This is a genomic window from Pseudooceanicola marinus, from assembly GCF_020177265.1.
GTDB classification, from domain to species: domain Bacteria; phylum Pseudomonadota; class Alphaproteobacteria; order Rhodobacterales; family Rhodobacteraceae; genus Pseudooceanicola; species Pseudooceanicola marinus_A.
This window is the reverse complement of record NZ_JAIVMC010000001.1, coordinates 117,162-142,001: the sequence shown is the minus strand read 5'-3', so window position 1 is coordinate 142,001 and position 24,840 is coordinate 117,162. Positions and strand designations below refer to the sequence as shown.

Annotated in this window: 30 protein-coding genes; 20 read left to right on the top strand and 10 right to left on the bottom strand. The window is 64.9% G+C overall.

Annotated features, from left to right (window positions below):
* Positions 1-385 precede the first annotated feature (385 nt).
* Both LC066_RS00730 and LC066_RS00725 read right to left on the bottom strand, forming a co-directional pair.
* A complete protein-coding gene (locus LC066_RS00730; RefSeq protein ID WP_224896133.1) occupies positions 386-1,537 on the bottom strand; it encodes a chorismate-binding protein in 1,152 nt (383 codons plus the stop codon).
* A gap of 97 nt (positions 1,538-1,634) precedes the next feature.
* Complete coding sequence (locus tag LC066_RS00725; protein ID WP_222481058.1) at positions 1,635-2,621, bottom strand: LysR family transcriptional regulator; 987 nt, start codon at positions 2,619-2,621, stop codon at positions 1,635-1,637.
* A gap of 45 nt (positions 2,622-2,666) precedes the next feature.
* On the opposite strand from LC066_RS00725, the gene LC066_RS00720 reads away from it, so the two are divergent.
* The 5 genes from LC066_RS00720 to LC066_RS00700 all read left to right on the top strand — a co-directional run bounded on the left by LC066_RS00720 (position 2,667) and on the right by LC066_RS00700 (position 7,680).
* Entirely contained in the window at positions 2,667-3,455 is a 789-nt protein-coding gene (locus LC066_RS00720; protein ID WP_224896132.1) for a shikimate dehydrogenase family protein, read from the top strand.
* A gap of 144 nt (positions 3,456-3,599) precedes the next feature.
* Entirely contained in the window at positions 3,600-4,625 is a 1,026-nt protein-coding gene (locus LC066_RS00715) for an ABC transporter substrate-binding protein (protein WP_222481062.1), read from the top strand.
* 21 nt (positions 4,626-4,646) lie between these two features.
* Complete coding sequence (locus LC066_RS00710; RefSeq protein WP_222481064.1) at positions 4,647-5,414, top strand: ABC transporter ATP-binding protein; 768 nt, start codon at positions 4,647-4,649, stop codon at positions 5,412-5,414.
* A gap of 149 nt (positions 5,415-5,563) precedes the next feature.
* Positions 5,564-6,412 (top strand): ABC transporter permease, encoded by an 849-nt coding sequence (locus tag LC066_RS00705; RefSeq protein ID WP_224896131.1) that lies wholly within the window; start codon positions 5,564-5,566, stop codon positions 6,410-6,412.
* Positions 6,412-7,680 carry an FAD-dependent oxidoreductase gene (locus LC066_RS00700; RefSeq protein WP_224896130.1) on the top strand — a complete coding sequence of 423 codons (1,269 nt, stop codon included), beginning with the start codon at positions 6,412-6,414 and terminating at the stop codon, positions 7,678-7,680. Before LC066_RS00705 ends, LC066_RS00700 begins: the two co-directional genes overlap by 1 nt.
* 325 nt (positions 7,681-8,005) lie before the next feature.
* Here LC066_RS00700 and LC066_RS00695 read toward each other — a convergent pair whose 3' ends face one another.
* Positions 8,006-8,980, bottom strand: coding sequence for a calcium/sodium antiporter (locus LC066_RS00695; RefSeq protein WP_224896129.1), 975 nt, complete (start codon positions 8,978-8,980; stop codon positions 8,006-8,008).
* 641 nt (positions 8,981-9,621) lie between these two features.
* Here LC066_RS00695 and LC066_RS00690 point away from each other — a divergent pair.
* Positions 9,622-10,893: an IS256 family transposase gene (locus LC066_RS00690; protein ID WP_224896128.1), complete on the top strand. Its 1,272-nt coding sequence runs from the start codon at positions 9,622-9,624 to the stop codon at positions 10,891-10,893.
* On the opposite strand, the gene LC066_RS00685 is transcribed toward LC066_RS00690, so the two are convergent.
* Positions 10,894-11,754 carry a saccharopine dehydrogenase NADP-binding domain-containing protein gene (locus LC066_RS00685; RefSeq protein ID WP_224896127.1) on the bottom strand — a complete coding sequence of 287 codons (861 nt, stop codon included), beginning with the start codon at positions 11,752-11,754 and terminating at the stop codon, positions 10,894-10,896.
* 87 nt (positions 11,755-11,841) lie between these two features.
* Between LC066_RS00685 and LC066_RS00680 the strand changes: the two genes are divergently transcribed.
* From LC066_RS00680 to LC066_RS00665, 4 genes are all read left to right on the top strand, one after another.
* The gene (locus LC066_RS00680; RefSeq protein ID WP_224896126.1) at positions 11,842-12,222 is read left to right on the top strand and encodes a winged helix-turn-helix transcriptional regulator; all 381 of its coding nucleotides are present in this window, start codon (positions 11,842-11,844) and stop codon (positions 12,220-12,222) included.
* A 709-nt stretch (positions 12,223-12,931) separates the two neighbouring features.
* On the top strand, positions 12,932-13,807 hold the full coding sequence (locus LC066_RS00675; protein ID WP_224896125.1) for an STAS domain-containing protein: 876 nt from the start codon (positions 12,932-12,934) through the stop codon (positions 13,805-13,807).
* A 1-nt stretch (position 13,808) separates the two neighbouring features.
* Complete coding sequence (locus LC066_RS00670) at positions 13,809-14,162, top strand: STAS-like domain-containing protein (protein ID WP_224896124.1); 354 nt, start codon at positions 13,809-13,811, stop codon at positions 14,160-14,162.
* Entirely contained in the window at positions 14,155-14,706 is a 552-nt protein-coding gene (locus LC066_RS00665) for a type II toxin-antitoxin system VapC family toxin (protein ID WP_224896123.1), read from the top strand. The genes LC066_RS00670 and LC066_RS00665 overlap by 8 nt, the downstream gene beginning before the upstream one ends.
* A gap of 449 nt (positions 14,707-15,155) precedes the next feature.
* Here LC066_RS00665 and LC066_RS00660 read toward each other — a convergent pair whose 3' ends face one another.
* The 6 genes from LC066_RS00660 to LC066_RS00635 all read right to left on the bottom strand — a co-directional run bounded on the left by LC066_RS00660 (position 15,156) and on the right by LC066_RS00635 (position 19,177).
* A complete protein-coding gene (locus tag LC066_RS00660) occupies positions 15,156-15,833 on the bottom strand; it encodes a hypothetical protein (RefSeq protein WP_224896122.1) in 678 nt (225 codons plus the stop codon).
* Positions 15,830-16,423 carry a hypothetical protein gene (locus LC066_RS00655; protein WP_224896121.1) on the bottom strand — a complete coding sequence of 198 codons (594 nt, stop codon included), beginning with the start codon at positions 16,421-16,423 and terminating at the stop codon, positions 15,830-15,832. Before LC066_RS00655 ends, LC066_RS00660 begins: the two co-directional genes overlap by 4 nt.
* Before the next feature lie 183 nt (positions 16,424-16,606).
* Complete coding sequence (locus LC066_RS00650; RefSeq protein ID WP_224896120.1) at positions 16,607-17,254, bottom strand: hypothetical protein; 648 nt, start codon at positions 17,252-17,254, stop codon at positions 16,607-16,609.
* 262 nt (positions 17,255-17,516) lie between these two features.
* The gene (locus LC066_RS00645; protein WP_224896119.1) at positions 17,517-18,068 is read right to left on the bottom strand and encodes a hypothetical protein; all 552 of its coding nucleotides are present in this window, start codon (positions 18,066-18,068) and stop codon (positions 17,517-17,519) included.
* A gap of 346 nt (positions 18,069-18,414) precedes the next feature.
* Positions 18,415-18,888, bottom strand: a complete 474-nt coding sequence (locus LC066_RS00640; protein WP_224896118.1) for a hypothetical protein — start codon at positions 18,886-18,888, stop codon at positions 18,415-18,417.
* Positions 18,881-19,177, bottom strand: coding sequence for a helix-turn-helix domain-containing protein (locus LC066_RS00635; RefSeq protein ID WP_224896117.1), 297 nt, complete (start codon positions 19,175-19,177; stop codon positions 18,881-18,883). The genes LC066_RS00640 and LC066_RS00635 overlap by 8 nt, the downstream gene beginning before the upstream one ends.
* 88 nt (positions 19,178-19,265) lie before the next feature.
* Between LC066_RS00635 and LC066_RS00630 the strand changes: the two genes are divergently transcribed.
* The 10 genes from LC066_RS00630 (at position 19,266) to LC066_RS00585 (ending at position 24,839) form a co-directional block, all read left to right on the top strand.
* The gene (locus tag LC066_RS00630) at positions 19,266-19,523 is read left to right on the top strand and encodes a helix-turn-helix domain-containing protein (protein WP_224896116.1); all 258 of its coding nucleotides are present in this window, start codon (positions 19,266-19,268) and stop codon (positions 19,521-19,523) included.
* A gap of 353 nt (positions 19,524-19,876) precedes the next feature.
* Positions 19,877-20,107 carry a hypothetical protein gene (locus LC066_RS00625; RefSeq protein ID WP_224896115.1) on the top strand — a complete coding sequence of 77 codons (231 nt, stop codon included), beginning with the start codon at positions 19,877-19,879 and terminating at the stop codon, positions 20,105-20,107.
* 73 nt (positions 20,108-20,180) lie between these two features.
* Positions 20,181-20,357 (top strand): hypothetical protein, encoded by a 177-nt coding sequence (locus LC066_RS00620; protein WP_224896114.1) that lies wholly within the window; start codon positions 20,181-20,183, stop codon positions 20,355-20,357.
* Positions 20,354-20,536 carry a hypothetical protein gene (locus LC066_RS00615; protein ID WP_224896113.1) on the top strand — a complete coding sequence of 61 codons (183 nt, stop codon included), beginning with the start codon at positions 20,354-20,356 and terminating at the stop codon, positions 20,534-20,536. Before LC066_RS00620 ends, LC066_RS00615 begins: the two co-directional genes overlap by 4 nt.
* On the top strand, positions 20,533-20,811 hold the full coding sequence (locus tag LC066_RS00610; RefSeq protein ID WP_224896112.1) for a hypothetical protein: 279 nt from the start codon (positions 20,533-20,535) through the stop codon (positions 20,809-20,811). Before LC066_RS00615 ends, LC066_RS00610 begins: the two co-directional genes overlap by 4 nt.
* Positions 20,812-20,834: 23 nt before the next feature.
* Positions 20,835-22,049 (top strand): hypothetical protein, encoded by a 1,215-nt coding sequence (locus tag LC066_RS00605; protein ID WP_224896111.1) that lies wholly within the window; start codon positions 20,835-20,837, stop codon positions 22,047-22,049.
* Positions 22,050-22,061: 12 nt separating this feature from the next.
* Positions 22,062-22,382 (top strand): DUF2312 domain-containing protein, encoded by a 321-nt coding sequence (locus LC066_RS00600; RefSeq protein ID WP_224896110.1) that lies wholly within the window; start codon positions 22,062-22,064, stop codon positions 22,380-22,382.
* Complete coding sequence (locus LC066_RS00595) at positions 22,382-22,744, top strand: hypothetical protein (RefSeq protein WP_224896109.1); 363 nt, start codon at positions 22,382-22,384, stop codon at positions 22,742-22,744. Before LC066_RS00600 ends, LC066_RS00595 begins: the two co-directional genes overlap by 1 nt.
* Positions 22,744-24,528, top strand: coding sequence for a DNA cytosine methyltransferase (locus LC066_RS00590; protein ID WP_224896108.1), 1,785 nt, complete (start codon positions 22,744-22,746; stop codon positions 24,526-24,528). The genes LC066_RS00595 and LC066_RS00590 overlap by 1 nt, the downstream gene beginning before the upstream one ends.
* Entirely contained in the window at positions 24,525-24,839 is a 315-nt protein-coding gene (locus tag LC066_RS00585) for a hypothetical protein (protein WP_224896107.1), read from the top strand. The genes LC066_RS00590 and LC066_RS00585 overlap by 4 nt, the downstream gene beginning before the upstream one ends.
* The last annotated feature ends 1 nt before the right edge of the window (position 24,840 follow it).

Genomic DNA, 24,840 nt, shown 5'->3' with positions numbered 1-24,840 from the left:
AGCGTCACGAACTAAGGCATCGAAGCATGCGGGGCGACCGAAGACAACATCACCCTTTGCGAGAGGCGCACCCTGCCCCTGTGCTTGCTTCCGAAGACTCCGAGCCGAACAGGCCGCAGAATGATGGCAAATTACGGTGCGAGAGCTGTGAGATCTTGCATTCTGGTTGCGCCCCCCGATTGCGGCTCTCTGCGCCAAACGGCCCGCCCACGCCCACGCAGCGAATGGTCGGAGCCGGTTCAAGGCCGACGGGTGTCCGTGAGCCGTGCTGCGCAGCCACGTCGGCTTCGGGTCTCCCTGGCAAAACTGATCTTTCAGCAGTCGCAGGGTCAGGCGTGACGACAGAACAGTCGACGCCTGACCCTTGTCTTGTGGCCGCCTTCGGCTACAAAACCGCACTGATGGTCTTGGCTTTTTCGACCGTCTCTTGCCATTCCGTGGCGGGGTCCGAGGCTTCGACGATCCCGCCCCCCACGTGCAGGAAGATCTGATTGCCGGAAATGCTGGCAGACCGCAAATTCACATAAAGCTGGGTGCCTCCGTTCAGGCCGCGCGGCCCCAGGTAGCCAGTATAGAAACGGCGTGTCGGCCCCTCTTCTTCCATTATGAAAGCCCGCGCCGCTGCTTTCGGCATGCCGCAGACCGCGGAGGTCGGATGCAGTCGGCCCAGCAACCGGCAGAGCGCCTCTTCGCTGCCACCCGGCGCGCTGAAGTCTGAGCGCAGGTGGCAAAGGTTGGCCGCACGTACCGTGTATGGCGCGGTTTCTTCGACGTCGTCGAAACCTTCGGCTGCAAAGGCCTCGCGGATGTAGTCGGCCACCAGGGCTTGTTCGTCGATAATTTTCCGGGGCCAGGTCAGCGAGGCAATATCGGTGTCTGGCTCGGGCCACTGGGTTCCGGCCAAGGCCATGGTCCGAATCCCGTTTTCGTCATTGGCAAGCAAGATCTCGGGGGTCGCGGTCAGCCAAGTGCCCGTAGCTTCCGACGAGACCAGGCAGACGAAGGCATGGGGGTGAAGCTCGGCCAGACCTTCAGCCAGATCCAGAAGGTCGCGATCATCCGGCAGGGCACGCGGATCAATGCGTGAGAGAACGATCTTGTCACAGTCGCCCGCGCGAATACTGGCCACGGCGCGCGCAACCCGTCCCATGTAGGAATCCCGATCAGTCGGATCAGGGCTTTCGCCGTCTGGCGTCTTGAGTGCCGACGGAGGCGTGCTTGTCGGATCTGTGATTTGCCCCTGGGCCGTGCTCACCGGGTGATCGACCAGCGCGATGCCGTCACGATAGAGAGGGCCGTCTTCCGAAATCACGACATCAGCCGGCAATGTCCAGGCTTGACTGCCGTCCTCGGTATCAAAGGGGGCCATGACGAAAGCGGGGGCGGTTTGTTCCCCGAAAACGGGCTCTTTTTCCGGCTGTGTCGTCGAGATCAGCGCGGTGAAGGCTCTCCCAAAGGGATCGCGCCACAGAGCGAAGGGCAGCCCGGCGGCGCTGGCGCGCGTGCAGGCAGTTCTCTGCATGTCATTGATAAGCAATGGAAACCTCCTCATTCGTCGGGAGGTAACTTGCGCTCTAGCGCGGCCTGCCGTCCAGATCGAAGACTATGGCGAACCATAGCTCCGAGCTATGGCGTCAGGGCTCGAGCCCGGTTTCATCCGGCAATCCCAGCTCCAACGCGGCCTGCAGGAGGCAGCGCCGGGCCTCCTGCACCTCGATGTTCTCGACGTTGTCGGACCGACAATGAAGAGAGATCGGCTGGCGTGGCGTGCCTGCCAGCGGCAACACCTTCAGCGCGGGGTTCGTGACCCCCATGGCCGAAAGCTGATCCTGTAGGGCGATGCCGAATCCTTCGCGCATCAAGTGCGGTGCGGTTTCCGCAAAGCGGGTCTCGATGGCGATATTGGGCTCAATCCCCGCCGCCTGGAAGATCTGGCGCACCAGTGCGCCGTGTGGCGTGTTGGGGTGAAAAAAGATCAGCGGCTCCTCGGCGATGTCGTGCACCGTCACTTCGCTTTTCGCCGCCAGCCGATGATCCCTTGGCACCACGCAGACCATTCCGGCCGAGGAGATCCGGAATGAATTAATACCGGGATCGTCGAGGGGAAAGATGGTGACCGTGCAGGTCCCTTCCGCCATCCAGAGATAGTCGCGGTTCTGCTTCATCGACAGGGTGTCCATCCGCAGCTTCATTTCGGGTCGACGACGGCGGAAGATCGACAGGCTACGCGGCGCCAGAGCCTGGCTGACGGAGGGCGAGACGCCCATGCGGAACATGGTGCCCTTGCCGCGGACCATGTCGTTGACTCGATCGGTAATCTGCTCGAAGGCGGTCATCGACGGGGCAGCCACATCGAAGATCTGTCGGGCAAGCGCCGTGGGCCGTAGGCGGGCTCCGGATCGGTTGAACAGCTGGATGCCCAGCACATCCTCCAACCTGCGGATCGTGTTGGTCACCGTGGGCTGGGCGATCCCGAGCTGCTGCGCTGCGCCGCTGATGGACCCGGTGAGCATGACCGCGCGGAAAACCTCAAGCTGTCGAAATGAAAGCAATTTTTGACCCGTCTGCTGTCGCTTCTGCGAGGTGGTGGCGGAAAGTCCCTGTCTTGACAGAGATGTCACATTAGGACGTTCTGCGCGGCGAAGTAAATTCCGAGGTGCCCCGACATGTCCAATTCTCCGACCGCAGCCGCCCGCCTGGCCTACATGATCGGGCATCCGATCGCCCACACGGCCATGCCCGCGGGGGTCAACACTTGGGCCCATGACAGCGGTATCGACGCACTCATGGCACCCGTCGACGTGCCGCCCGGCGCCCTTGCAGGCTTTGTCGCTGCGCTGCGCAGCACCGCCAATTGCGACGGTGCGGTGGTGACCGCCCCGCATAAGGTCGCCTTGACGGCGCTGGTGGACGATCTGACCCCGGCGGCCCGCCTAGTTGGCGCGGCGAACGTGGTGATCCGCAACACCGATGGCAGGCTGACCGGGGACAACACCGACGGGGCCGGGTTCGTTGCGGCCTTGAGAGAGGCCGGGGCCGACCCGTCTGGGCGACACGCCCTGCTCTTTGGCTGCGGCGGGGCCGGTGCCTCGATTGCGGCGGCGCTGGTAGCCGCCGGCGTTGCCCGGCTGGAGCTGGTGGATCCGGACGCAGCCAGGGCGAGGACGCTGGCCGACGCGCTTGGCCCCTCGGTACAGCCTGTGACGGTGCCCGAAAGCGTCGAGGCCCATGACCTGGTCATCAATGCCACCGCCATTGGACTGGACGGCACGTCGGTCGTGCACCCATTGACCGGCCTACGCCCCGGGGCCACGGCAGGAGACGTCGTCACCAAGCCGCCGGTCACCCCCTTCCTGCGTCAAGCGGAGGTCCTGGGCGCGCGCATCCAGCCCGGCAGCGCCATGGCTCTGGCACAGATCCCGCTTGTCCTGCGCCTCTTCGGATGGATTGAGTGACACCGTTTTGAGGCCCGCCCATAGCTCCAGGCTATGACCTTCAAGCAAGTAGTTGCTTTTCGTTCCCCACGGCATAGTCCAAAGTTGGGCTCCCTGCCGGGTTCTGGAGAGACCTGGCACCGACAAGACTCTGGGAGGAGTTCCATGACTTTCGCTAACATGACCCGCCGGGCCTGGCTGGCCGGCGTTGCAGGCCTGTCGCTGCTGTCCGCGACCGCTGCCACCGCGCAGGAAAAAGACGACGTCGTGCTGGGCGCGCTGCGCTTCACCAGCCACGGGGCCGGTTTCGTGGCCTTTGAAAAGGGCTATTTCGACGAGGAAAACCTTAACGTCTCCTTCGAGTTCTTCCAGGCGGCGCAGCCTATTGCCGTGGCCACCGCCAGCGGCGACGTGGACTTTGGCCTGGCCGGTGTGACCGGCGGCATGATGAACTTGGCCGAGAAGGACGCGGTGCGCATCGTCGGCGGCGTCCTGCATGAGAAGAAGGGCGTGGACGGCATGATGGTCATGGCCTCCAACCAGGCCTATGAGGACGGGCTGGACACGGTGCCCGAGATCAAGGGCCATTCCATGGCGATGACCCAGGTCGGGTCCACCTTCCACTACATGACCAGCCGGATCGCCGACGCCGAGGGCTTCGACATCTCCGACGTGCGCCTGGTGCCCCTGCAAAAGGTCGGCGCGATGGTCGCGGCCCTGAAATCGGGCCAGGTCGACGCCATGATCATGGTGCCGCATATCGCCAAGCCGCTGGTCGAGGCGGGCGCCGCCAAGGAACTGGGCTGGCTCTACGACTATGCCGAATACCAGATCTCGACGCTCTTCACCTCGGTGGACAACATCGAGAACAACCGCGACATGGTTGAGCGGTTCATCCGCGCCTACGCCAAAGGCATCGCCGATTTCAACCGCGTCATGCTGGCCGAGAACCCCGATCCGGCAGAGCTGGACGAGATGACCCGGATGATCGCCAAATACGTGGCGCCGGACAAACCCTATGAAGAGGCGATGGCGTCGATCCAGCAGGGCGCGATGAACCTGAACGAAGGTCTGGCCCTGAACATGACCGACGTCGCCGCGCAAATGCAGTGGTTCAAGGACCAGAACCTGGTCGACAGCGACCTGGCCGTGGACCAGCTGGTCGACGACAGCTTCGTCGAAACCTACTGATCCCTGAACGAGGCTGATGACATGGACCTTCGCGTCGAGAACCTTTCGCATTTCTACAACGATCTCGAGGTGCTGCGGGATCTCAACCTGACCATTCCGCATGGCGAGATCGTCTGTGTCATCGGCCCGTCCGGCTGTGGCAAGTCCACCCTCCTGCGTCTGCTGGGCGGGCTGGAGAAACCCAGCAAGGGCCAGATCCTGCAACTGGGCGAGGCGCCAAGCGGCTCGCTCAACCCGCTGACCTACGTGTTCCAGGACTTCGCCTTGCTGCCTTGGCGCACGGTCGAGGGCAACATCTCGCTGGTCCTGGAGCCGCATGGCCTGTCAGCCGAGGAAAAGGAACGCCGCATCGCCGACGTGCTGGAGCGCACCCGCCTGAGCGATTTTCGCCAGGCGGTGCCGAAGCAGCTGTCGGGGGGCATGAAGCAGCGCGTAGCGATTGCCCGCGCCCTGGCGGTGAACCCCGCCGTGCTGCTGATGGACGAGCCGCTGTCGGCCCTGGACAGCCAGACCCGCGAACTTCTGATGGATGACCTCGTCGGCCTGTGGCAGCGGGAGCCCTTCACCTCCTGCTACATCACCCACAACCTGAACGAGGCGGTGCGCCTGGGCCACAAGGTGGTCGTACTGTCGCGTCGTCCCGGCCTGATCCGCGAGATCGTCGACATCGACATTCCGCTGTCAGAGCGCGACGTGTCCAACCCCAAGCTCGCCGCGCTGCAACAGCAGCTGTGGGAGATGATGCGCGACGAGGCGCAGACCGCCGACATGGAACTGGCCGCGGGCTGATCGCCCGGGCGCGACCGACCGACACAGACATCTGGCCATCGGGGGAGCGGCGCATCGCCACCGCCCCGGGCCGCAGCCGGACAGACCCGCCCCTACCGATCCGGGGCCGAGGATGTCCGCTACGCTCCCTTTCGTGAAAGGACACCTTCATGAGTGACATTTCCACCCAACCGGGCCAGCAAACCCCGGCCCCTGCCGCCCTGGACGCGGCATCCGGCAAACCCGTCAGCTTCCGCGGCGGCGGCTTTGCCCCGAAACCGCGCAAGCTGGTGGGACTGGCCGTCTTCGTCGTGCTGATCGCCCTGTGGGAATTGGGCTCGCGCGCGGGGGTGATCTCCTCGCTGGTGCTGCCCGCGCCCTCGGAGGCCTTCGGCGCCTTCATGGACCTGGCCAATTCCGGCAACCTCTGGCGGCACCTCTCGGCCTCGCTGCAACGGTTGGTGATCGGCTTTGCCTGCGGTGTCAGCCTGGGCCTGATCTTCGGCACGGCGGCGGGCCTCTCCTCGGTGGCGCGCGCGGCGATCACGCCGCTGGTCTCGGCCATCTTCCCGATCCCCAAGATCGCGCTGCTGCCGCTCTTCATCATCTGGTTCGGCATCGGTGAGGGTTCGAAGGTCGCCACGATCCTCTTCGGCTGCTTCTTCCCGATGGTCATCGCTACCTACAGCGCCATCGACAACGTCGACCGCACGCTGATCCGCATGGGCCAGAGCTTCAGCTTGTCGCGGGCGCAGATCATCTGGAAGATCGTCCTGCCGGCCGCCCTGCCCGGGATCCTGTCGGGCACCCGCATTGCGGCCTCGATCTCGATCATCCTGCTGGTCGCGGCGGAGATGATCGGTGCCGAATACGGGATCGGCGCCTACGTCTTGCTGGCCGGCAACCTGATGGCCACGGACCAGCTGATCGCGGGGGTGGCGATCCTGTCGCTGCTTGGTCTGACGGTGAACTGGCTGATCTCGCGCCTCGAAAACCACTTCCTCGGATGGAGAAACTGATGCCCCGTCACGAAACCGATTACGACGTTGTCATTGCCGGTGGCGGCGCGGGCGGCATTGGCGCGGCCCTCGGCGCGGCGAAGTCCGGTGCCCGGGTGGCGCTGGTGGAGAAATACGGCTTCCTTGGAGGGGCTGCGACCAACGCCCAGGTGCTGGCCTACTGCGGCTTCTTCCACCAGGGCAAGGACCCGCTGCGCGCCGTCGCCGGCGCGGGAGAGCAGGTGCTGGAGGAAATGCGCGCCATGGGCGTCGCCTGCGATCCCTACCGCTCCCCCACCACGAACAACTGGATCGTGTTGCTGGACCCGGAGCGCCTGAAGGTGGCACTGGACCGGGTGCTGGCGGCGCATGGGGTCGATGTCTTCCTGCACTCGCGTGTCGCTGCGGCCAGCCGCACCGCACGGGCACTGGAAAGCGTGACCGTGGCCGGCATGGACGGGCGGTTCCGCCTGATCGCCGAAAGCTTTGTCGACGCCAGCGGCGATGCGAACCTGGCGCTTGTGGCCGGTGTGCCCATGCGCACCGGCGATAGCCGGGCGCGTATCCAGGCCTATACCATGCCGATCCGCGTCGGCGGCCTGGCCCCCGACACGAAGATCGACCGCGCGCTGATGCAGGCCGCGATTGCCGAATTCAACGAGGGCTCGCCTCACAAGATCCACCGGACCGACGCGGGCATCTTCACCCGCGTTCCCGGCACCACCGATTTCTGGTGGCTGGTCGTCGACCGCGACATGCCCGACCTCAGCTCGGGCAGTTTCACCCGCGCCGAGCAGACAGGGCGCGAGATGTCCCTGGGCCTGGTCGAGGTCCTGCGCGCCCGCGTGCCGGGGTTCGAGAATGCCTGGCTGGCGCAGACCGGCCCGCAGATCGGTGTGCGCGAAACCCGCCACCCGGCCGCGCGTTACGACATCACCCATGACGACGTGTTGCAGGGGCGCCTGCGCGAAGACGGCATCGCCCGGGGTGCCTGGCCGATCGAACTGCATTCCGAAGCGGGCAAGCCGATCTACGAACATGTCGGCGGCGAGGGCTACTTCCACGTCCCCTACGACGCGATCCACGCTCGCGACCTGGACAACCTGTGGTACGCGGGCCGGGTCATCGGGGCGGATGACTACGCCTATGGATCGATCAGGGTCATGGGGACGGCCTTCGCCACAGGTGAGGCCGCAGGTGTCGCAGGAGCCCTCAGCGCGAAGGGTGGAAACTCGGTAACGACGGAGGCAGTGCAAGAGAAGCTGCGGCAACTAGGAGCATTGATCTAGCAGCTGTATCCATCAGACACCCTGTTAGCCTTTGGTCTGAACTACTCCCCGTCTCTTGGACAGGATCTGGCGTAAATTATGCCCGCCCCAGTAGCTGCGGCATGTAGGGAAGGCAGTTCATCTCATTAGGGCATGGGCTTTTTTCTCCAATTAGCCGAGCACGAAAACGTCGGTCCCCTCACCGGTCAGGATCATTTTGCCCAGATTTTCAGGGTACCCCCCGGGGGGTAGAGGCGGAGTGAGATGCGCGAGGGCGTATGTTCCTGCACCGCAAAGCTTAAGCCCACTCGCAGCCCTAGACTGCCGGTCGCGCCTCAGCTCATCTTCACGGCCAGAGCAGCCAGAGGTAAGCGACATAGCCACCCAGCAACACGACGCCCTCCCGTCGTCCAATCCGTAGGCCGGTTGCCGCAAAGAGCACCAGCAGCAGCGACACGGCGACCATCAGCGGCGCATCAAAGGAAACGATCTCGCCCGGAACACGGGACGGTGCAATGAGCGCCGTGGCGCCGCCAATGCCCAGCAGGTTATAGATGTTTGATCCAACGACGTTGCCGAAGGCCACATCTCCCTGCCGTTTCAGGGCGGCGATGACCGAAGTTACAAGCTCGGGCATGGAAGTGCCAACAGCCACGATGGTCAGACCGATCACCGTTTCGGACACTCCGAAGCCCCGCGCCAGCGCCACCGCCCCGTTGACCAGGAAAGACCCGCCCAGCACGACGAGCGCCAGCCCCGCAAGGGCTATGAGCAGCGGCAGCACCAGCCGCTTGGGGGCATGGGGCCGTGCAAGTCCAGGATCAGCCTGTGCCAATGCCAAGGTCTTGTCATTCAGCGCTCCACCGCCGGCCGAGCCGCGCTCCTGCCGGATGACGAAGGTGATGTAGCCGATCAGCAAGGTCACCAGCGCCAGCCCGGCCATACGCCCCAGGGGCACCGCCCAGGCCAACGCCATGAAGCCCCCGGCCACTGTCAGCATCACGGCGGCATCACGGCGTAGGGCCGACCGCGCCACGATGATCGGGCAGATCAGTGCTGAGACACCGGCGATCAACAGGATGTTGGCAATATTTGAGCCTACCACGTTGCCATAGGCAATGCCCGGAGACCCGTTCAGCCCGGCCTGGACCGATGTCACCAGTTCCGGCATCGACGTGCCGAACCCTACGAGGGTCAGACCGACCACCAAGGGCGAAATGCCGAGACGCTCGGCCGCCTGCACCGCCCCTCTTACCAACAACTCTCCGCCCGCAACCAACAGTACCAAGCCCCCCAGCAACGGTATCCAGGCGTCTGTCATCTCGTTCGCTCCTCCGGGCACATGCGGCCCAAGCTTCGGATATCTGGACAGGCGACCCTGCCGATGCAAGGTCGTCGACATCCAATATCCTAGTGCCGGGGAACTGCGGGTCGACCCGCACTAAAAGCCGGGTCGGTGGCGATGCACCCCCACCAAAACGCACACGGGCCTTCGCTACATGCGATTGGTCCCGCTGCAAGACCTTGTCAGCCAATAGCCGCTACTCATGCCATGCGCTGACCGCGCCTAGTGTCGGCCCGAACCGGACCTTCGTGCCTGGCCAAGAGCCTGTCCGGTCCCTGCTCAAAGCATCCGGATTCATGCATCCCTTCAAACGTCAGTTCGACGGGAAGGCTCCCCTACGAATTTGCCCCAGAGAAGGTGATCTGTTGCGCGAATAACGCGCCAGACATATCCGCCAGGCGCAATACGTCGTCGAGATGCCTCACGCCTTGCACCCGCATGCCCTCAATCCGCAGCGCGACCTCCGCAGCAACCTGCGCCGTAATCTCTGCCTCCTCGCGGCCCTCCAGGGACAGGCGACAGAGCTATGGCTGAATTTGGGTGATACGGCCTGAGAAGGCGGCGTATCGTGGCGGGTGTCAAAGCCTGCCAGAACCTCCCGAAGGAGCGATACGCCTATGGAAGACGATACCACGATCACCCCGTTTCACCAGCCCGGATCGGTTATCGATCCACTCACCGAGATCGCGCGAGACGGCGCCCGCCAGATGCTTGCCGCGGCGCTGAAGGCAGAGGCTGCGAGCTTTGTCGCGCAGTTTGCTGAGGAGCGCCTGCCCGACGGCCGGCAGCGCGTCGTTCACCACGGAACCGGGCCGGAGCGGTCGATCCAGACCGGCATCGGCCCGATCCCCGTGCAGCGCCAGAAGATCCGCGACCGATCTGCCGATGTGCGGCCGGAGAGCAAGATCCGGTTCAGCTCACGCATCCTGCCGAAATGGGCGCGGCGCTCGCCCAGCCTCGATGCCTTGCTCCCGGTCCTCTACTTGCGGGGCGTCTCGACCGGGGACTTCCAGGAGGCCCTGAGCGCGCTGGTCGGGCCGGATGCGCCGAACCTGTCGCCGGGCGCGATCTCGCGTCTTACCAGCGAGTGGCAGGGCGAGCATGATCGCTGGCAACGTCGCGACCTCTCCGCGCGACGCTATGTCTACGTCTGGGCCGACGGTGTCTACCTCCAGGCCCGAATGGAGCCCCAGGCCGAGTGCATGCTGGTGATGATCGGGGCGACCCCCGAAGGTAAGAAGGAGTTGGTGGGCTTCCAGGTCGGGGTCCGCGAGAGCGCGCAGAGCTGGCGCGAACTGCTGGTGGACCTCCGGAGCCGCGGCCTCTCGGTGCCGCCGGACGCGGCGGTCGGTGACGGCGCGCTCGGGTTCTGGAAGGCGATGGAGGAGATCTTTCCCAGCACGCGCCATCAGCGGTGCTGGACCCACAAAGTGTCCAACGTCCTGAACAAGGTCCCGAAGTCGATGCACCCGGCGGTGAAAGCCGATCTGCGCGAGATCTGGCAGGCCGAGACCCGCGCCGTCGCCGAGACCGCCCTCGACACCTTCACCGAGAAGTATGGCGCCAAATACCACAAGGCCGTCACCTGCCTGGCCAAGGACCGGGAGGCGTTGCTGACGTTCTACGACTTCCCGGCCGATCACTGGGATCATCTGCGCACCTCGAACCCGATCGAGAGCGTGTTCGCCACCGTCCGGCATCGAACGGTCCGCACCAAGGGCGCCCTGTCTCAGAAGACCGCGAAACTCATGGTCTTCACGTTGGTTCAGGCCGCGGCCAGGAAATGGCGGAGGCTCAAGGGCGCCAACCAGTTGCCTCTCGTCGTCGAAGGCATCATCTTCAACGACGGTGTCGCCAGCCGCGATGCCGACAAAAGCCGCGCCGCTTGATCAGACCGCGTCACCCAGATTCCAGCATAGCTCCAGGCGACATGCAGGTGCCTCCCTGCCCTTGGCATAGGCCTCGACAACCAGCGCCGCCCGGTCACTGCCGATCCTGAGGAAGGGCATGCTGTGCACAAGGGCCCGTCGCAGGGCAGGTCGCCCCGAGCTCCATGCCAGCGCCCTCAAGGTCAGGGGGGTGATGAGCGGTGACGCCAGGGCCAGCCGCGTCTCGACCTCCGGGAAACCCCGGCGCATCAGGCTGTGTTGATCGGAAAAGTCGAACGGGATCGATGGCAGGGGCCGACGGTCATCTCCGAAGCGCAGTGGCTGGATCTCGCCGGGGGCAAGCGGCGCCAGACTGCGCAAGGTCCAGTCGATCGCCGCCGGGCCGTGGCTGTCGCCCAGTCCCAGCAGGACACCAATACGAAAACGGGTCGCATCCGGGCTCTGCGCGCGCGCCTCCTGCACCAGGAGGTTGGTCAACCCCGGCGCTAGGCCGACCGACAGGATGGCCAGCGCACCGGTGCCCCTCGCCAGACCATCCAATTGCTCGATCCGGCGCAGCACCGAGTCTGTGGCCGAGATGTCGATCAGGCGCACCCCACGCTCCAGAACTGCCCGTGCCAGCTCTGCCGACCGCGTGTCGAGACAACAGATCACCACCGAGGCCGTCGACAGGGGCTTTGTCCAGGTTTCAGCGCGCTCGAGATCCAGTATCGTTGCCTCGCAGCCCAATCGAGCCGCCACTGCCCTTGCCTTTGCACCGTCGCGCCCGGCCAGCATCACCGGTCTGCCGGCGGCCACCAAACGGCGCGCGATTTTCTGCCCCACATGGCCGTAGCCACCGATAATGAGTATTCGTCCCATGTCATGTTCCTCATGCGTTTGGACCTGCTAGAGTGCCCGCGAACGCCTAGAACACGCCGACTCTGGGCTAACCAAATGGGAAGCCCGATGCCTGAACCGAAAGCTGCCATGGCCGCCGTTTGCCGTCCCGACGAATGCCTTGCCGAGGACTGGCTGGCCTTTCTGGGTCACCGATGGAACGCCCTGCTGCTGTGGCACCTTTCAGGCGGGCCAAGGCGATATTCCGAACTCCAGGCGCTCTTGCCGCGGATCTCGCCCAAGGTTCTGACCGACAGGATTGCCGGGCTGACGCGCCGCAACCTGGTGCAACGGACAGAGACGAATACCTATCCGCGCGAAGTCACCTACCGCCTGACCGCGCGAGGAGAGGCTCTCCGCACCATCCTGTCCGAGCTCTACGACTGGGCAGCGGATGTCGTCCATGAAGATGCGCTCGCCGTCCCGCAGGCGGCTGAAGGAGCGCGGTGACGCCGGCTTTGGCCGTAGGCGAAGTCAGCAATCAGTGTGGTGCCGTCGACCAGGGATGACGTAGCGGCGGTCAGCTTCTTGAGCCGAAAAGGCGGAAGGGCCGGGCATCGCCCACAGCGAACCTTTGTCCCGGTCGGGGCGGATGACCGCTCCCAGCCCGAAGCTGACCTTCGCGCCAGGCGCAGCGAATGACCGGAGCCAGCCCTTCCGCGACATTCCTGCCTGGCGCAGCATCATACCAGGCGACAACACGAAGGGCGGAGAGCTGCCGTTCGCCGCGTGCTGGACGAAAGGCTGCTGTGCGCAGGATAGCGGACGTGGCAATCGACAGGGGCGCACCTGGAGCGGCTGTCGCTTTCGGCCCACAGACGACCTTGCTGCAGGGCGATGTAGATGGCCGGTCACAACCCTAGTGGGACATTGTGCTCGGCATGCCCTGTGGCGAGGGCATGCCCGATGCCTATAGTCCGAAAAGTCAAAGACCGCGCGCGGAACTGTCTCATAGATGTCTCACAATCATCACCGTCTGTATGCTATCGTACTCAGAGGTCAAATGTACGCATAAATACGCTGAATGCTTGTCTGACGGAGACGACCTCCTAAGTTCCTTAGCTCAACAGGTATCCGATCGTGACACCGTCAAGTCTCTGCTGTAGGCAGAAACCACGAGACACAAATAGCCCCCAATAGCTGAAGGCGAGCCGGCAGAGTGACTGACGAATTCATGGTGGTGTTAGGCGCAAGCGAGATTTCCGCCGATGTGTATGGTTTTCAAGCACTAGCAACACTTCATGAGCAACTGGAGACTTTCGACCACCGAAAGGTAGGCATCGACTGCTCGCGTCTCCGATGGATCGATGCGCAGCTCGGCACCTGTCTGCTCACGATAGTCAATCTATCTCGGAAAAGAGGCAATGAAATATCTCTCTACGGCATTTCACCAAAGGTGCAAACAATTCTTCAAAAGAACAAAACCCTCACGGGATCAGTTGCTGATCGGTACGGAACCACGATTCCAGTGACAAAGTTCGAACTCGATGCCGAAGTGGAGTTCTCAAAGTACTGCAGCGCCCACCTTTTGCGTCCAGAAGTCCCGAAGATGAGCAAAGGTTTGAGGGAGAAGTTCCTCGAAGGATTGGATGAGCTATTTGCTAATAGCTCCCTGCACTCTAAATCCAGCATACCGGTCTTCTCGGGGGGGCAGTTTTTCCCCAACAGGGACAGATTGACATTTGTCATCTCGGATGGCGGGAGGGGAATAAATGGATCACTTGAAGCTGCAGGATTCAGATTTCCGACAGTCGCAAACTCAATTGAATGGGCGATGCAGATGAATAATAGCGCCAGAAGCGGGGATATTCCCGGGGGGTTAGGGTTGGGTATCTTGCAGGAGTTCGTTCGGCTAAACGAGGGAAGTCTGATTGTTTGCTCTCAAACAGGATACTGGGAGATGAGAGCGGGACGTGTCTCCATGCACAACATAAGGGCGTCCTATCCGGGCACGGCGGTTTCACTTGAAATTAACACGAGAGATACAAGGTCGTACCATATGAAGTCGCGCGTCAATCCCAAGGAGATATGGTGAAATGTCAAAAGTTATAAGAGTCTCCATATCGACGATCGTGGGCGGAGGGATTTGCGTGGCGGCTTCTGATGGGCAGAAAGTTCATCAGTTTTTGTATGACGTCATTCAAGGAGGTAATCGAGCGGAGATTTCTTTCTTTGGCGTTACACGAATGACCACGGCTTTTCTAAACGCAGCAGTGGGTCAGCTGTATGGGGAGTTCGAAGAAAGTGTTCTCAGGAGTCGCTTATTGCCACCTGTGGATTTCGAGGAGTGGCATTTGAGAAGATTGAAGCTCGTGGTTGACAGGGCGAAGCTGTACTTCTCGGATCAGGAGCGAGTCGAGGAAATCTTCAAAGACAACTTGGATGATTAAAATGGCGCGAGTATATGATGCTGGCTCGGAGTGTGCCTTTGAAAGCAGAGAAATTCTTTTCGACACAAATGTTTGGATTTCCATATATGGCAACGATCCGAGTCGCGAACGCGCCGTCTATAGTAACTTCTACGCCAGCGCTCTCTCCAAGGGGAACACGATTGTCACCTGCGCAAACGTCATATCTGAGCTATTCAACCGGATGTGTAAGATCGAGTATGAGCTCCTATTTGGTGGAGGTGAGTACCACCTTCTGAAAAGCAGAAGAAAGAGCGACGAGGACTATCTCGAGCGCGTTGAATCCGTGCGTGACACTTGTTTATCCATCCTAGAAGATTGTGAATTGATCGTTGACACCAACGACGTTGAGGCAATTGAGCTGCAACTAAATGAGGCCGCGAAGGGTCTTCTTGACTTCACTGACGCGGCTCTCGTCGCTAGCTGCTTGTCCAACGATCTAATTTTCGTTTCGCATGACAGGGACTTTGTCCATGTGGATTTCGATCTGGTCTCAGCGAACCCGCGAGTTCTCAGAGGCGCTTAGTATAGCGCCAAAGTAAGTTGGCTTGGCTGATCGGGATTCATCCGGGGAGTGTCGGGTCTCAGGTCATCTGGCTTTCCCAGTGCTAACTTGCGAGACGGTCCAGACACAATGGTAGGGGTTGCTTCCGGCGCTTCGCTGTTGTCCGTCCAGGATGCAGCGAACGGCTGCTCACTGGCCTCGTGCCCGAACACGACGTCATGCTGCGGCTTGGACAAAAGTCGCGAAGGGCTGGGACCGGTCATCTACCGCGCCTGGTTCGAATGTCCGCTCAGGGCCGAAAGCGCCTGAAGGTGAAGCTAGAGACAGCCCGCCCGGCGTGTCCGCTCCCTGCGCAAAGCTACCATTGAAGCATTGCGTTAGGAAGGTCCGCTTTTGACCTGACGGCGCCCCTGAAAGCGGAAGGCCGAGGCAATGCCCCGGCCCTTCTTTCTCCCTGCCCTGCCCGGCCCTCAAGCCGCCCGCCTGGCCCTCTCCCCTTCCCAGGGCTTCATCGGCGGCAGCGCGTCGGTGACCTGGTGTGCGGTCAGCCCGCCGTAGATCCGGAAAGTGTCGCGCAGCTCTTTCAGTGCCGCCCACCAAAGCAGGTAGTCCCGCCGCGCCCGCGCCTGATCCCGCGGGTGGTTTTCGATGGTGATCGGGCAGCAGCGCAGATCCACCTCCCGCACCTTGCCGCGGCTCGTGTAGCGCGCCTTGCCGCAGGTCTCTGTGACGGCAAAGCGTCCGTGTTTGGTCTGCTTCCAGTCGATGGGCTGCACCTGCGGCGCAAGGTCCGAACCCCAGCCGAGCGTTTCGCCGGCGCGGCAGAGATCGGCGATCACCAGCGCCATGCGCCGGCCACCAACGCCCTCCGGCAGCTGCGCCAGAGCATCGGCCACCGCGTCCGCGTCAGGGTGCGGCTCCGAGGTGCCGCCGCCTTGGACCCGGCAGCCGAGTTCCGCTTGGCGCATCAGGATGTGCTCCATGCCATAGCCCTTGAGCGCGCCCTGCGGCCGTTCATTGGCGCCCTGGTCGAAGTCGATCCGGACCTTCTCCTTCTGGAAGGCCCAGTCGAGCAGCTGCAGGATGCTGACTTCACGCGGAGACGCGCTGCTCAGGCCCCGGGGCCGGTGTCGGAGGGCCATGGTCATGCCGCCTCCCCCTGTGCCTGGCCGCGTCGCACCAGCTCGCGCGCGGCGTCCTGATGCGCTTCATAGGCGTGGAGCCATTCCCGGTCCGTGGCGTCGACCGGCAGGCGCAGGCCAAGGCGCTCGCGCAGGCGGGCCACCTTCGACTGTGCCGCCCCGGCCCTGTCGGCGATGATCCGGCGTTCCTGCGGGTTCAGCGGCGGGCGGTGTTTCGACAGCCACCAGCGGTATTCCTCGACCAGGCGCCCCTCGGCCAGCGCGGCGCGCCCGGCGGCGCTGCCGAACCAGCTGGCCAGTCCGGGCATCTCCTCGAGGGGGCGCGGCTGCGCGACCTGCGCCAGGGCCACGAAGGCCGCATGGCTGGGCCAGAAGTCCCGGGCCCGGCCCTCGCCCTTCGAGCGCATCGCCTCGAAGAGACGCCGCAGGTTGGCGTCGCTCATGTAGCCCAGCTCATCCGCCAGCCGGTCGAGGCGCTTGCGGCCTTCATCCGGCTCCACCGCCTTCGGGAAGCGGAACCCGATCCCCTCCAGCGGCCCCAGCAACAGCCGGCGAACCCGGTCCCGCTTCGTCTCGTGATCCTGCTCGATCCGCATCCTCTTGCCCTTTCTCAGCCAAGGTCCGACTTATCCACAGGCGCCCCGCTCGAACTGTCCGCGCAACGTCCTGTGTCTTCTGATGTCTCTGTCCATGTCTCTATCGGAGCGGACAGTTTGAAAGTGTCCAGGACACTGTCCGAACTGTCCGGTGGACACTTCCGACACTGTCCACTGGACAGTTCAGGACAGTTGCCTGCCGCCCCGCGTGTGCATGTGAAGTTGATGATCGGACCAGGCGCCGATGGCGCGCTCGATCCAGGAGGCGCCGCGATAGCCGCAGCCCTGTTCCATGAGCCATTCGTCCATCCAAAGGATGGCCGCGTCATTGGCCGCGAGATCCACGTGATAGCCCGCGATGGCGCTGCGCAGGCGCTGCCGGCGCTTCATCGCATTGCCCGCCTCGTTACGCGCCCGGTTGTCGTGCTTGCGCGCGATGGCATCGGTGACGACCTCCAGCACCATCGGGTGATATAGGCGAACCACGCCCTCGCAGAGACAGGGGCGCCACTTGTGAAGCGGACCGAAGCTGCCTTCGCAAAGCCGCTGCAGCCGCCCCTGTTCCACGCCCAGGAGCTTGGCCAGCTGCTCGGTATCCGCCGGAAGCGTCCCGATGGGGTTCTGTTCCTGGGCGATGCAGATCAGATCGAAGTAAAGCGCGCGACACTCCTCGGTGGCCTTCAGGCGCATCTCCGAGTTCAGCCAGCGGCGGTGATGCCAGGCGATGAAGTAATGGCTGTCGAGGCGCTCCTGGCCCGACAGCGGGTATTCTTCGAGGTCATCGGTCTCGACGGCGCGCAACGCCGCGCCTGCAGAGGTCAGCGAGCGCATGAGGCGACCCCCCGGAACCGGAGGCGCGCCATTTGGCACGCCAATAGCCTCAACCAGATCGCGGAATGCAGGCACTGAGCAGGTCGCGTGGCGATCCCGCCAAACGGCGCGGCAGCCAAGCAGAGATCACCACCGCGCCGGGCCACGCCAGCGCGCGGGGTGCGCCAGGTGTCCGCCCGCCTCTCCCCCTGAGCGGACAGGTCAAAGCAACGCATGGGGCGCCATCCGCTGTCAATCGGCCCAAATCCGGGGGGTCTGAACGTCACGCGACTTTCCTCCGCTTGGCGGCCGGGATATCGAGCTTCAGCCGATCCCGGCGCAGGCGCACCGCATCCTTGTGGCAGCCCGCCAGCCGGGCGATTTCCGTCAGCCCCCGTTGGCCATCGACCAGCGCCAGGATCTTCCGGGTGATTTCCTCGTCATCGCCCGAGACGGACTTCTCGCGCCCGCCCCGGAGCGGCGCGGGCTTCGGCCGGGCGATCTCCAGCCCGTCCTCGCGCGCCACCCGCTGAATGCGCTGGCGCGCCGTATGCCGCAGCAGGATGATCTCGCTGATGCTCAGACCGTCCTTGATGTCCTGGGCGATCTCGCGGTCCTTCAGCCGGTCCGCCAGGGTCGGCACCTGCGCGCGCTGCATCGTCCGGAAGCCGCCCTTGAAGGCCTCGTTGCGGGTGATGAGCGACTGGGTCTTCGGGTCCCAGACGTAGTCACGGTCCATGCCGCTGACGCCCGTGGGGATGCGCCGCTTCTCCTCGGGGATACGCTCCAGCGCCTCGTCGATCAGACGGCGCTCTTCTGCGGTCACGATGTCCATGCGAAACCCTCCAAGGAAAAGGCGGGGCGCGCCGGGAGGGACGCGCCCCAAGTCGGGGACGGACAGATCGGGACCGCGACGCCCCGGACGGCCGCGCGGTCCCGCGGGGCGGCCTGACAAGGTCCGGGGAAACTGGCGGCGCGGAGGGACTGGAGGACATGGGCCCTCCGCGCCAGGAAGCGCCCTGCCCTGCCCGACAGCCGGCGCTCCGCACGGCCCGGCGCCTGTGCCGGGGTCCGTGAGTGGATCTGGGAAATGATCGGCGCGGGGAGCGCACCGCCAACGAAAGCACCCTCCCCGCGACGATCGCCCGCCCGTCGGCGGGAGGAGTATGTGAGACAAGCCATCATGCGCGCCGCTCCGCCTTGCCGAGCAACGTGGCGCGGAACTGCATGGCGGCCGTGACCATTTCGTCCAGTTCGGCGATCTGGTCCTGCGCCTCCTTGGGCGAATAGTCGTGCGGGACCGCCGACGCCGAGGAATGCGCCTCGGCATGGCGCTGCAGCACGTCCGCGAACTCTCGTGTAATCCAGTGAATATCCGATGCGGTCGAGCCTTCGATGTTCAGCGGGTGGAAGGTGCCGCCGCCCAGGGCGGCGAAGTGGGCCGCGATCGGCACGGCGGCTTCCGGCACGATGCGGCTCAGGCGGTCGAGGTAGTTGACGCCAAGCCCGCCCGGACGCTGCTCCGAGACTTCCGTCCCGTGCGACAGAGTCGAGACCCCGACGCCGATGTCATTGGCCACGGCCTCCAGGCCGCCGGCCGCGCGAATGGCGGTCTGCACCGCCGACTGGATCGAAGCGGGCCGCGCCTTACGCATGGGGAAACTCTCCGGGGGTTTTCGCGGGACAAGGTTGTCTCCCTGAGCCACAAAGCTCAGGCGACCTGGAATGCCCTTGCGGCGGCTCGCCCTCAGCGGCCCTCATGCCAAAGAGCTCCGGCGGACAAGGAATGTTTGCGTTTAGAGCCAGTCTGTTGACGACAAGAAACCACGATGCCGGGAAGCGACCGCGAGATACGGCGTTGCTCACAGCGCTATCACCGACACCAAGCTCAGACGCCAAGCGAGCCCGCCCTAAGATGTTTGCTATGTGGAGCGCAGATACCATGCATCATCTAAATCCACATTTCGTGGATGATTGCAATACCACAATCTGTGGTTTGCCGAACAAACCACATTCGGTGGATTATCACCCCATGGCAGAGGACGCTCCCTACTCAGAAATCGGCTCGCGCTTGCTCGCTATCAGGCGCGCGTTCTCCGACCTTTCCCAGAAGGATTGGGCGGCTCGACACGGCTTCAGCGCGACCAGATACAACAACTGGGAAACGGGGATTCGTCGCATACCCGTCGACGAGGCCGTAGTGCTGGCCGATCTTTACGGCCTCGATCTCGATTTCATATATCGTGGAAGAAGGTCTGGATTGTCTGAGAACGCCTCGAAGGCTCTCTGACTACAGCGGCCCATGTACTTGACCACGTGGTCAAGCGGAACGTCCAACTGATCCGCAATCTCAATCATGCGGTCCAGGCGCCGATCTATTTCTTTCATAGCACAGTCCCTAGAACACCCCGCCAACCCGCGCTCTCCTGACGCGGCCGACTTCGCGTTCTCAATTCAACTCAAGCCGAACCCTCTCCCACTCGCACTGGCGTACCCGAGCCAAACCCACCGACCATGACGCTACATAGGGTCATGAACGGACGGAAGATGCTAGAATCAAAAAATCCACCATTGGTGAATTATAGCTTGCCATAAACCACGTTTTGTGGATTTTAACTTCCATCACCACAGATGGAGGCTTCGATGCTGACCCCTGACGAAAGCGCGCGCCTGCGGTCCGACTGGGCGGCGCGGAAGGCCGCCCGCGGCACCCCGATCTCGCCTGACCGGCTGGCCCGGCTCACGCCGCATCACCTCGCCGGCGCGCCGACCGTGTCGTCCCAGATGGCCGAGGTCCTGGACATCACCAAGCGCTGCCGCGGCAAGGTCCGCGCCCTGATCGCCAGCCGCGCCCATCCGGAGGGCGCCGCATGAGCCTGCTCCCCGTCGCCATGATCGGCTGGCTGCTGACCACCGTTGCCCTGGCGCTGATCGCGGGGGCGCCGGCATGACGCGTCCCCTGATCGCCCCCGATACCATGGGCTTCTACCGCGCGGTCACTGCGACCGGCTGGGCCACATTCGACCGCGAAAGCGGCGCCTGCCGGGCCTCCACCCCGGAGGAAGCCCAGAAAGCCGAAGACCAATCGCGCCCGGCGCCCGAGCCCGTGGAGCCGGAAGCATGAGCGTCCGGATGCCCATGACCTCGCGCCGAACCGACCGGCGCTCTTTGGTTCACCTCGCGCTGGAAGGTCTGTGCTGGCTGGCGGTCGCGTTGCTGATCGCCGCCGCGCTGCTGGATCTGCCGACGACGCTCGCGCGCCGGGCGCTCCAGCCCGACGCCACCGTCGGGGGTCAGCCATGACCGGGCGCCTCCTCGACAGCCACGCGATCACCGCCTTCCTGGCGCGCGTCGCGCCACTGAGCGGCGATGCCCTGCACGAGGCGTTTGTCTGCGCGGCGCTGGAAGGGGGTGGCAGCCTTCACATCCCCGCCGAGGGCCGCGCCGCTCTCACGCTTTACCGGATCACCGCGAGCGGTCCGTCCGAGGCTGAGGCCATCGCCGCCTGGATCTCGCGCGCCCGCGAGGCCGTGACCGACACCGCAGCCGAGGCGGACGCCCTGCCCGCCTGCTCCTGATCTCTCTTCGGAAAGGACCTGCCATGTTGCACCAGATGCCCCGCGCCGCCGCGCCTGCCCCGGAGATGTCCGAAGGGCCAAGTGCCGCCGTCGCCCTTGCCGAGCTTCGGCTAGCGGCCAACCGCCTCGGGCGCGTTGTCGAGCGCTGGAACACGATCCCGGCCCTAGGCTGTGTCCGCATCCGGTTCACCGGCGACCGGCTCACCCTGGAAGCCACCGACCTCAAGATGACCCTGGCGCTGGACCTAGAGGCCCAGACCAGTGGGCATGCGGATCTAGTCGTCTCACACCGTGCCCTTGCCGGTTTCCTGCGGGCCGCCCGGGGCCCGGTGACCATCACCCATATGCGCGGCGAGGACCATGACCGTGTCCGCCTGTCCGACGGCGAGATCCAGGTGACCCTGCAGCTGAGCATTCCTCCCGAGGACTTCCCCCAGCCCTTCAAGGACCCGGACCCCGACGGGATGCACGGCGCGGGCACGTTCACGCTCTCCGGCGCACAGGCGCTACGGCTCTTCGATCTGGGCCGGTCCTGCGTCAGCCGCGAAGAGACAAGGTATTATCTCAATGGCACCTTCCTGACGACAAAGCCCGACGCGTGCACTCTGCGAGCCGTGTCTACCGACGGCCACCGCATGGCGATCATTGATTGCGCCGAGCCGGCCCGCTTCATCGAGGGGCCGCGCGCCGACGGCAGCAAGGCAACCGACCGCCCCGACGGCCTCATCGTCCCCGTGCGCGCCGTCGATCTGCTCATCGCGATCGCGCGCAAGGCGAGGAACGGGGCTCTGACCTTCCATACCGGCCCGCGCCATCTGCTGGTGACGGCGCCCGGGCTGCGCCTGGTGATCCAGGGGATCGACGGGACCTATCCGGATTACACCCGCGTGACGCCGCAGGCCTCCGATGCCTTCGCCGCGCATCTGTCGGCCGCCGCGCTCACGCGCCTGCGCACCATCGCCAGTGCGACCTGCTACGGGCGCAGCCTGCCCCTGCGGCTGGATCCTGGCGCGGGACGCATGTCGCTCAGCATGCCCGATGGCGTCGATCTGAGCACCGCCCTGCAGGGCCACGCTGCCAAGGACGGCCAGACCGCCACCTACAGCCTGGCCCTGCTCTCCGAGTTCGCCCGGATCGCCCCGGCCTTCACCCTCTCCAGCGCCGGCCGCGGAGAGCCCGCCCGCATCGTCACCGAGGACCCGGATGCGCTCTGGATTCTCATGCCGATGCGCGACTGAGGGGGCGGGGCGATGAAGGACATGGGCTTCCCGAAGACATCCAAGGAGGATGCCGGGCTCAAGGAAACAGAGGCGGACCGCCAAGTCCGCGACGGCGCCTATCGCGTGCATGCGGCCGAGTTGCGGAGCTTCATCGAGCGCTTCGAGCGGCTCGCGGCCGAGAAGAAGGAGATCGCCGACCAGCAGAAGGAGGTCATGGCCGAGGCCAAGGGGCGCGGCTACGACGTGAAAGTCCTGCGGCTGCTCATTGCGCTCCGCAAGCGCGAGCCCGACGACATCGCCGAGGAAGAGGCGGTGCTGCAGATGTACAAAGACGCCATGGGGATGAGCTGATGCGCTGGCTTTTCTGTGCCCCCGTCCTCGCCTGCCCGACCGTCGCCGCGCTCTCGGCCGCCGCCCTGGCGCAAGGTGGCAACCTGGTACAGCTGACGCTCGTGCTGGCCATGACCATCGCGCCCTATGACGCGGCACGGACGGTCTGCGACACCCCCGCTCTGCACCCGATGCCCCGCCTGCTGCGCCGGCTCGCCCCCTGCGGCCCCTACCTACTCGGCGCCGCGCCGGGCGCGGGCTGGCTGTTCGGCCAGGCGCAGGACGGCCCCTCGCTGGCGACCCTGGTGCTCTGCACCGGGCTGGCCACCCTCGCCCTGCTGCCCGCCTACCACGCCCTTGTCTGCACCCCGGAGGCCTTCTGATGGACGGAGCGCATCTTCTCGACCTTGAACTGGCCGGTGACACCCGCGCGGCGCCCCTCGGCCCGCCGCTGATCGTCGACAGCTTTGCCGGCGGCGGTGGCGCCTCGACCGGCATCGAGATGGCCCTGGGCCACGGCCCGGACATCGCCATCAACCACAACCCGGCGGCGCTGGCCCTGCATGCGGCCAACCATCCCGACACGCTGCACCTGAGCGAGAACGTCTACCGCGTCGATCCGCTGGATCACCTCGCCGGCCGCCACATCGGCCTGATGTGGTTCAGCCCCGATTGCCGCCACTTCTCCAAGGCCAAGGGCGGCGCCCCGGTGGCCCGCAACATCCGCGACCTGGCCTGGGTCATCCCCGGCTGGATCGAGCGCATCCAGAAGAGCGGCGGCCAGGTCGACGTGGTCATCATGGAGAACGTCGAGGAGTGGAAGACCTGGGGACCGGTGATCGAGACTCCGCGCGGGCCGATGCCCTGCCCGCAGCGGCGCGGCGAGACGTTTGAGCGCTGGCGCAAGGCGATCCGCAGGCTGGGCGGCAAGATGGAGACCCGCGAGCTGCGCGCCTGCGACTATGGCGCGCCGACAATCCGCAAGCGCCTCTTCGTCATCATCCGCTTTGATGGCCAGCCGATTGCCTGGCCGGATCCGACCCACGGGGCGCCGGACGATCCCCGCGTGATCGCGGGCGCGCTGAAGCCTAGGCGCACGGCCGCGGAGTGCATCGACTGGTCCAGTCCCTGCCCGTCGATCTTCGACAGCGCCGAGGAGATCCGCGCGCGCCTCGGTCTGCGCGCCGTGCGGCCCCTGGCCGACAACACGCTCGCGCGCATCGCCCGCGGCGTGGCCCGTTACGTGCTGGAGGCCGAGGCCCCCTTCCTGGTCAACCTCACCCACGGTGGCCGGGTGGAGGCGGCAGAGGAACCATTCCGCACCATCACCGCCGCGCGTCGCGGCGAGAAGGCCGTCGTGGCCCCGGTGCTGACATACGCCCAGCAGGGCGGGAACAACCGAGCGCCCACGCTGCCGCTGCACACGATCTGCGCCAGCCGGAAGGACCAGAACGCCATCCTGCTGCCGACCCTGATCCAGACCGGCTATGGCGAGCGGCCCGGCCAGGCGCCGCGCGCGCTGGATCTCGGCAGGCCGCTCGGGACCATTGTCGCGGGCGGCGCCAAGCATGCAACCTGCGCTGCCTTCCTGGCCCAGCAGAACGGCGGGCCGCGCATGGGCATCCACGCGGGTCACGACGCCCGCGAACCGCTCTCAACCGTCGCGGCCAGCGGCAGCCACCAGACGCCCGTCGCCACCTTCTTTGCCAAGTATTACGGCACCGGGGACGGCGCGCACACCGATGCGCCCTGCCACACGATCACCGTGAAGGACCGCATGGCCCACATTCAGGCCGCCCTGCAGGCTCCGCCCTTCACCGAAGCGCATGAGGCCCGCGCCCGCGAAGTGGCCGCCTTCCTGCGCGCCCATGGCGCCTGGGACGGCGGCGACCTGGTCACCCTCGACATCGCCGGCACCCGCTACGTCATCGCCGATATCGGCATGCGCATGCTCACCCCGCGCGAGCTCTTCACCGCACAGGGCTTCCCCCGCGACTACGTGATCGAGGGCGTCTGGGAGCAGGACAGCGATGGCGAATGGGATTGGCGCAGCTTCACCAAGAACACCCAGGTCAGCTGCGTCGGCAACTCTGTCTGCCCACCCGTGGCCGCGGCGGTGGTGAAGGCGAACTGTGGGCAGCTGGCTGAGAAGGAGGAAATGGCATGAGCAACGCCGCCCGGAAGCTCCAGCAACTGAACGCACTGCGCGCCCGCGCGCAGCGGCACGCCGACAGCAGCGACAGCCCGGCCATGCGCCGCGTCTGCCTCGCCATCATGGTTGAGACGAACACGATGCTGCGCCCGCTTTGGCGGTCCGCACATGCCCATGCCAGCCCCATGGTCGCGGATGGCTTCACGATTCTGCAGATCGCAGCGCCTCTCGGCCCGCGAGATCGCCCGCCAGCACACGACACTGGGAACCCCCGCAACGCGCATGCCGATGCGCGGCATCAGCCCATCGAACCCACGGAGACCTGAC

Bases quoted from the DNA above. Each gene is read 5' to 3' on its own strand.
- LC066_RS00720 (WP_224896132.1), top strand. From the start codon at position 2,667: ATGTCCAATTCTCCGACCGCAGCCGCCCGCCTGGCCTACATGATCGGG.
- LC066_RS00715 (WP_222481062.1), top strand. From the start codon at position 3,600: ATGACTTTCGCTAACATGACCCGCCGGGCCTGGCTGGCCGGCGTTGCA.
- LC066_RS00710 (WP_222481064.1), top strand. From the start codon at position 4,647: ATGGACCTTCGCGTCGAGAACCTTTCGCATTTCTACAACGATCTCGAG.
- LC066_RS00705 (WP_224896131.1), top strand. From the start codon at position 5,564: ATGAGTGACATTTCCACCCAACCGGGCCAGCAAACCCCGGCCCCTGCC.
- LC066_RS00700 (WP_224896130.1), top strand. From the start codon at position 6,412: ATGCCCCGTCACGAAACCGATTACGACGTTGTCATTGCCGGTGGCGGC.
- LC066_RS00695 (WP_224896129.1), bottom strand. From the start codon at position 8,980: ATGACAGACGCCTGGATACCGTTGCTGGGGGGCTTGGTACTGTTGGTT.
- LC066_RS00690 (WP_224896128.1), top strand. From the start codon at position 9,622: ATGGAAGACGATACCACGATCACCCCGTTTCACCAGCCCGGATCGGTT.
- LC066_RS00685 (WP_224896127.1), bottom strand. From the start codon at position 11,754: ATGGGACGAATACTCATTATCGGTGGCTACGGCCATGTGGGGCAGAAA.
- LC066_RS00680 (WP_224896126.1), top strand. From the start codon at position 11,842: ATGCCTGAACCGAAAGCTGCCATGGCCGCCGTTTGCCGTCCCGACGAA.
- LC066_RS00670 (WP_224896124.1), top strand. From the start codon at position 13,809: ATGTCAAAAGTTATAAGAGTCTCCATATCGACGATCGTGGGCGGAGGG.
- LC066_RS00665 (WP_224896123.1), top strand. From the start codon at position 14,155: ATGATTAAAATGGCGCGAGTATATGATGCTGGCTCGGAGTGTGCCTTT.
- LC066_RS00660 (WP_224896122.1), bottom strand. From the start codon at position 15,833: ATGACCATGGCCCTCCGACACCGGCCCCGGGGCCTGAGCAGCGCGTCT.
- LC066_RS00655 (WP_224896121.1), bottom strand. From the start codon at position 16,423: ATGCGGATCGAGCAGGATCACGAGACGAAGCGGGACCGGGTTCGCCGG.
- LC066_RS00650 (WP_224896120.1), bottom strand. From the start codon at position 17,254: ATGCGCTCGCTGACCTCTGCAGGCGCGGCGTTGCGCGCCGTCGAGACC.
- LC066_RS00645 (WP_224896119.1), bottom strand. From the start codon at position 18,068: ATGGACATCGTGACCGCAGAAGAGCGCCGTCTGATCGACGAGGCGCTG.
- LC066_RS00640 (WP_224896118.1), bottom strand. From the start codon at position 18,888: ATGCGTAAGGCGCGGCCCGCTTCGATCCAGTCGGCGGTGCAGACCGCC.
- LC066_RS00635 (WP_224896117.1), bottom strand. From the start codon at position 19,177: ATGGTATCTGCGCTCCACATAGCAAACATCTTAGGGCGGGCTCGCTTG.
- LC066_RS00630 (WP_224896116.1), top strand. From the start codon at position 19,266: ATGGCAGAGGACGCTCCCTACTCAGAAATCGGCTCGCGCTTGCTCGCT.
- LC066_RS00625 (WP_224896115.1), top strand. From the start codon at position 19,877: ATGCTGACCCCTGACGAAAGCGCGCGCCTGCGGTCCGACTGGGCGGCG.
- LC066_RS00620 (WP_224896114.1), top strand. From the start codon at position 20,181: ATGACGCGTCCCCTGATCGCCCCCGATACCATGGGCTTCTACCGCGCG.
- LC066_RS00615 (WP_224896113.1), top strand. From the start codon at position 20,354: ATGAGCGTCCGGATGCCCATGACCTCGCGCCGAACCGACCGGCGCTCT.
- LC066_RS00610 (WP_224896112.1), top strand. From the start codon at position 20,533: ATGACCGGGCGCCTCCTCGACAGCCACGCGATCACCGCCTTCCTGGCG.
- LC066_RS00605 (WP_224896111.1), top strand. From the start codon at position 20,835: ATGTTGCACCAGATGCCCCGCGCCGCCGCGCCTGCCCCGGAGATGTCC.
- LC066_RS00600 (WP_224896110.1), top strand. From the start codon at position 22,062: ATGAAGGACATGGGCTTCCCGAAGACATCCAAGGAGGATGCCGGGCTC.
- LC066_RS00595 (WP_224896109.1), top strand. From the start codon at position 22,382: ATGCGCTGGCTTTTCTGTGCCCCCGTCCTCGCCTGCCCGACCGTCGCC.
- LC066_RS00590 (WP_224896108.1), top strand. From the start codon at position 22,744: ATGGACGGAGCGCATCTTCTCGACCTTGAACTGGCCGGTGACACCCGC.
- LC066_RS00585 (WP_224896107.1), top strand. From the start codon at position 24,525: ATGAGCAACGCCGCCCGGAAGCTCCAGCAACTGAACGCACTGCGCGCC.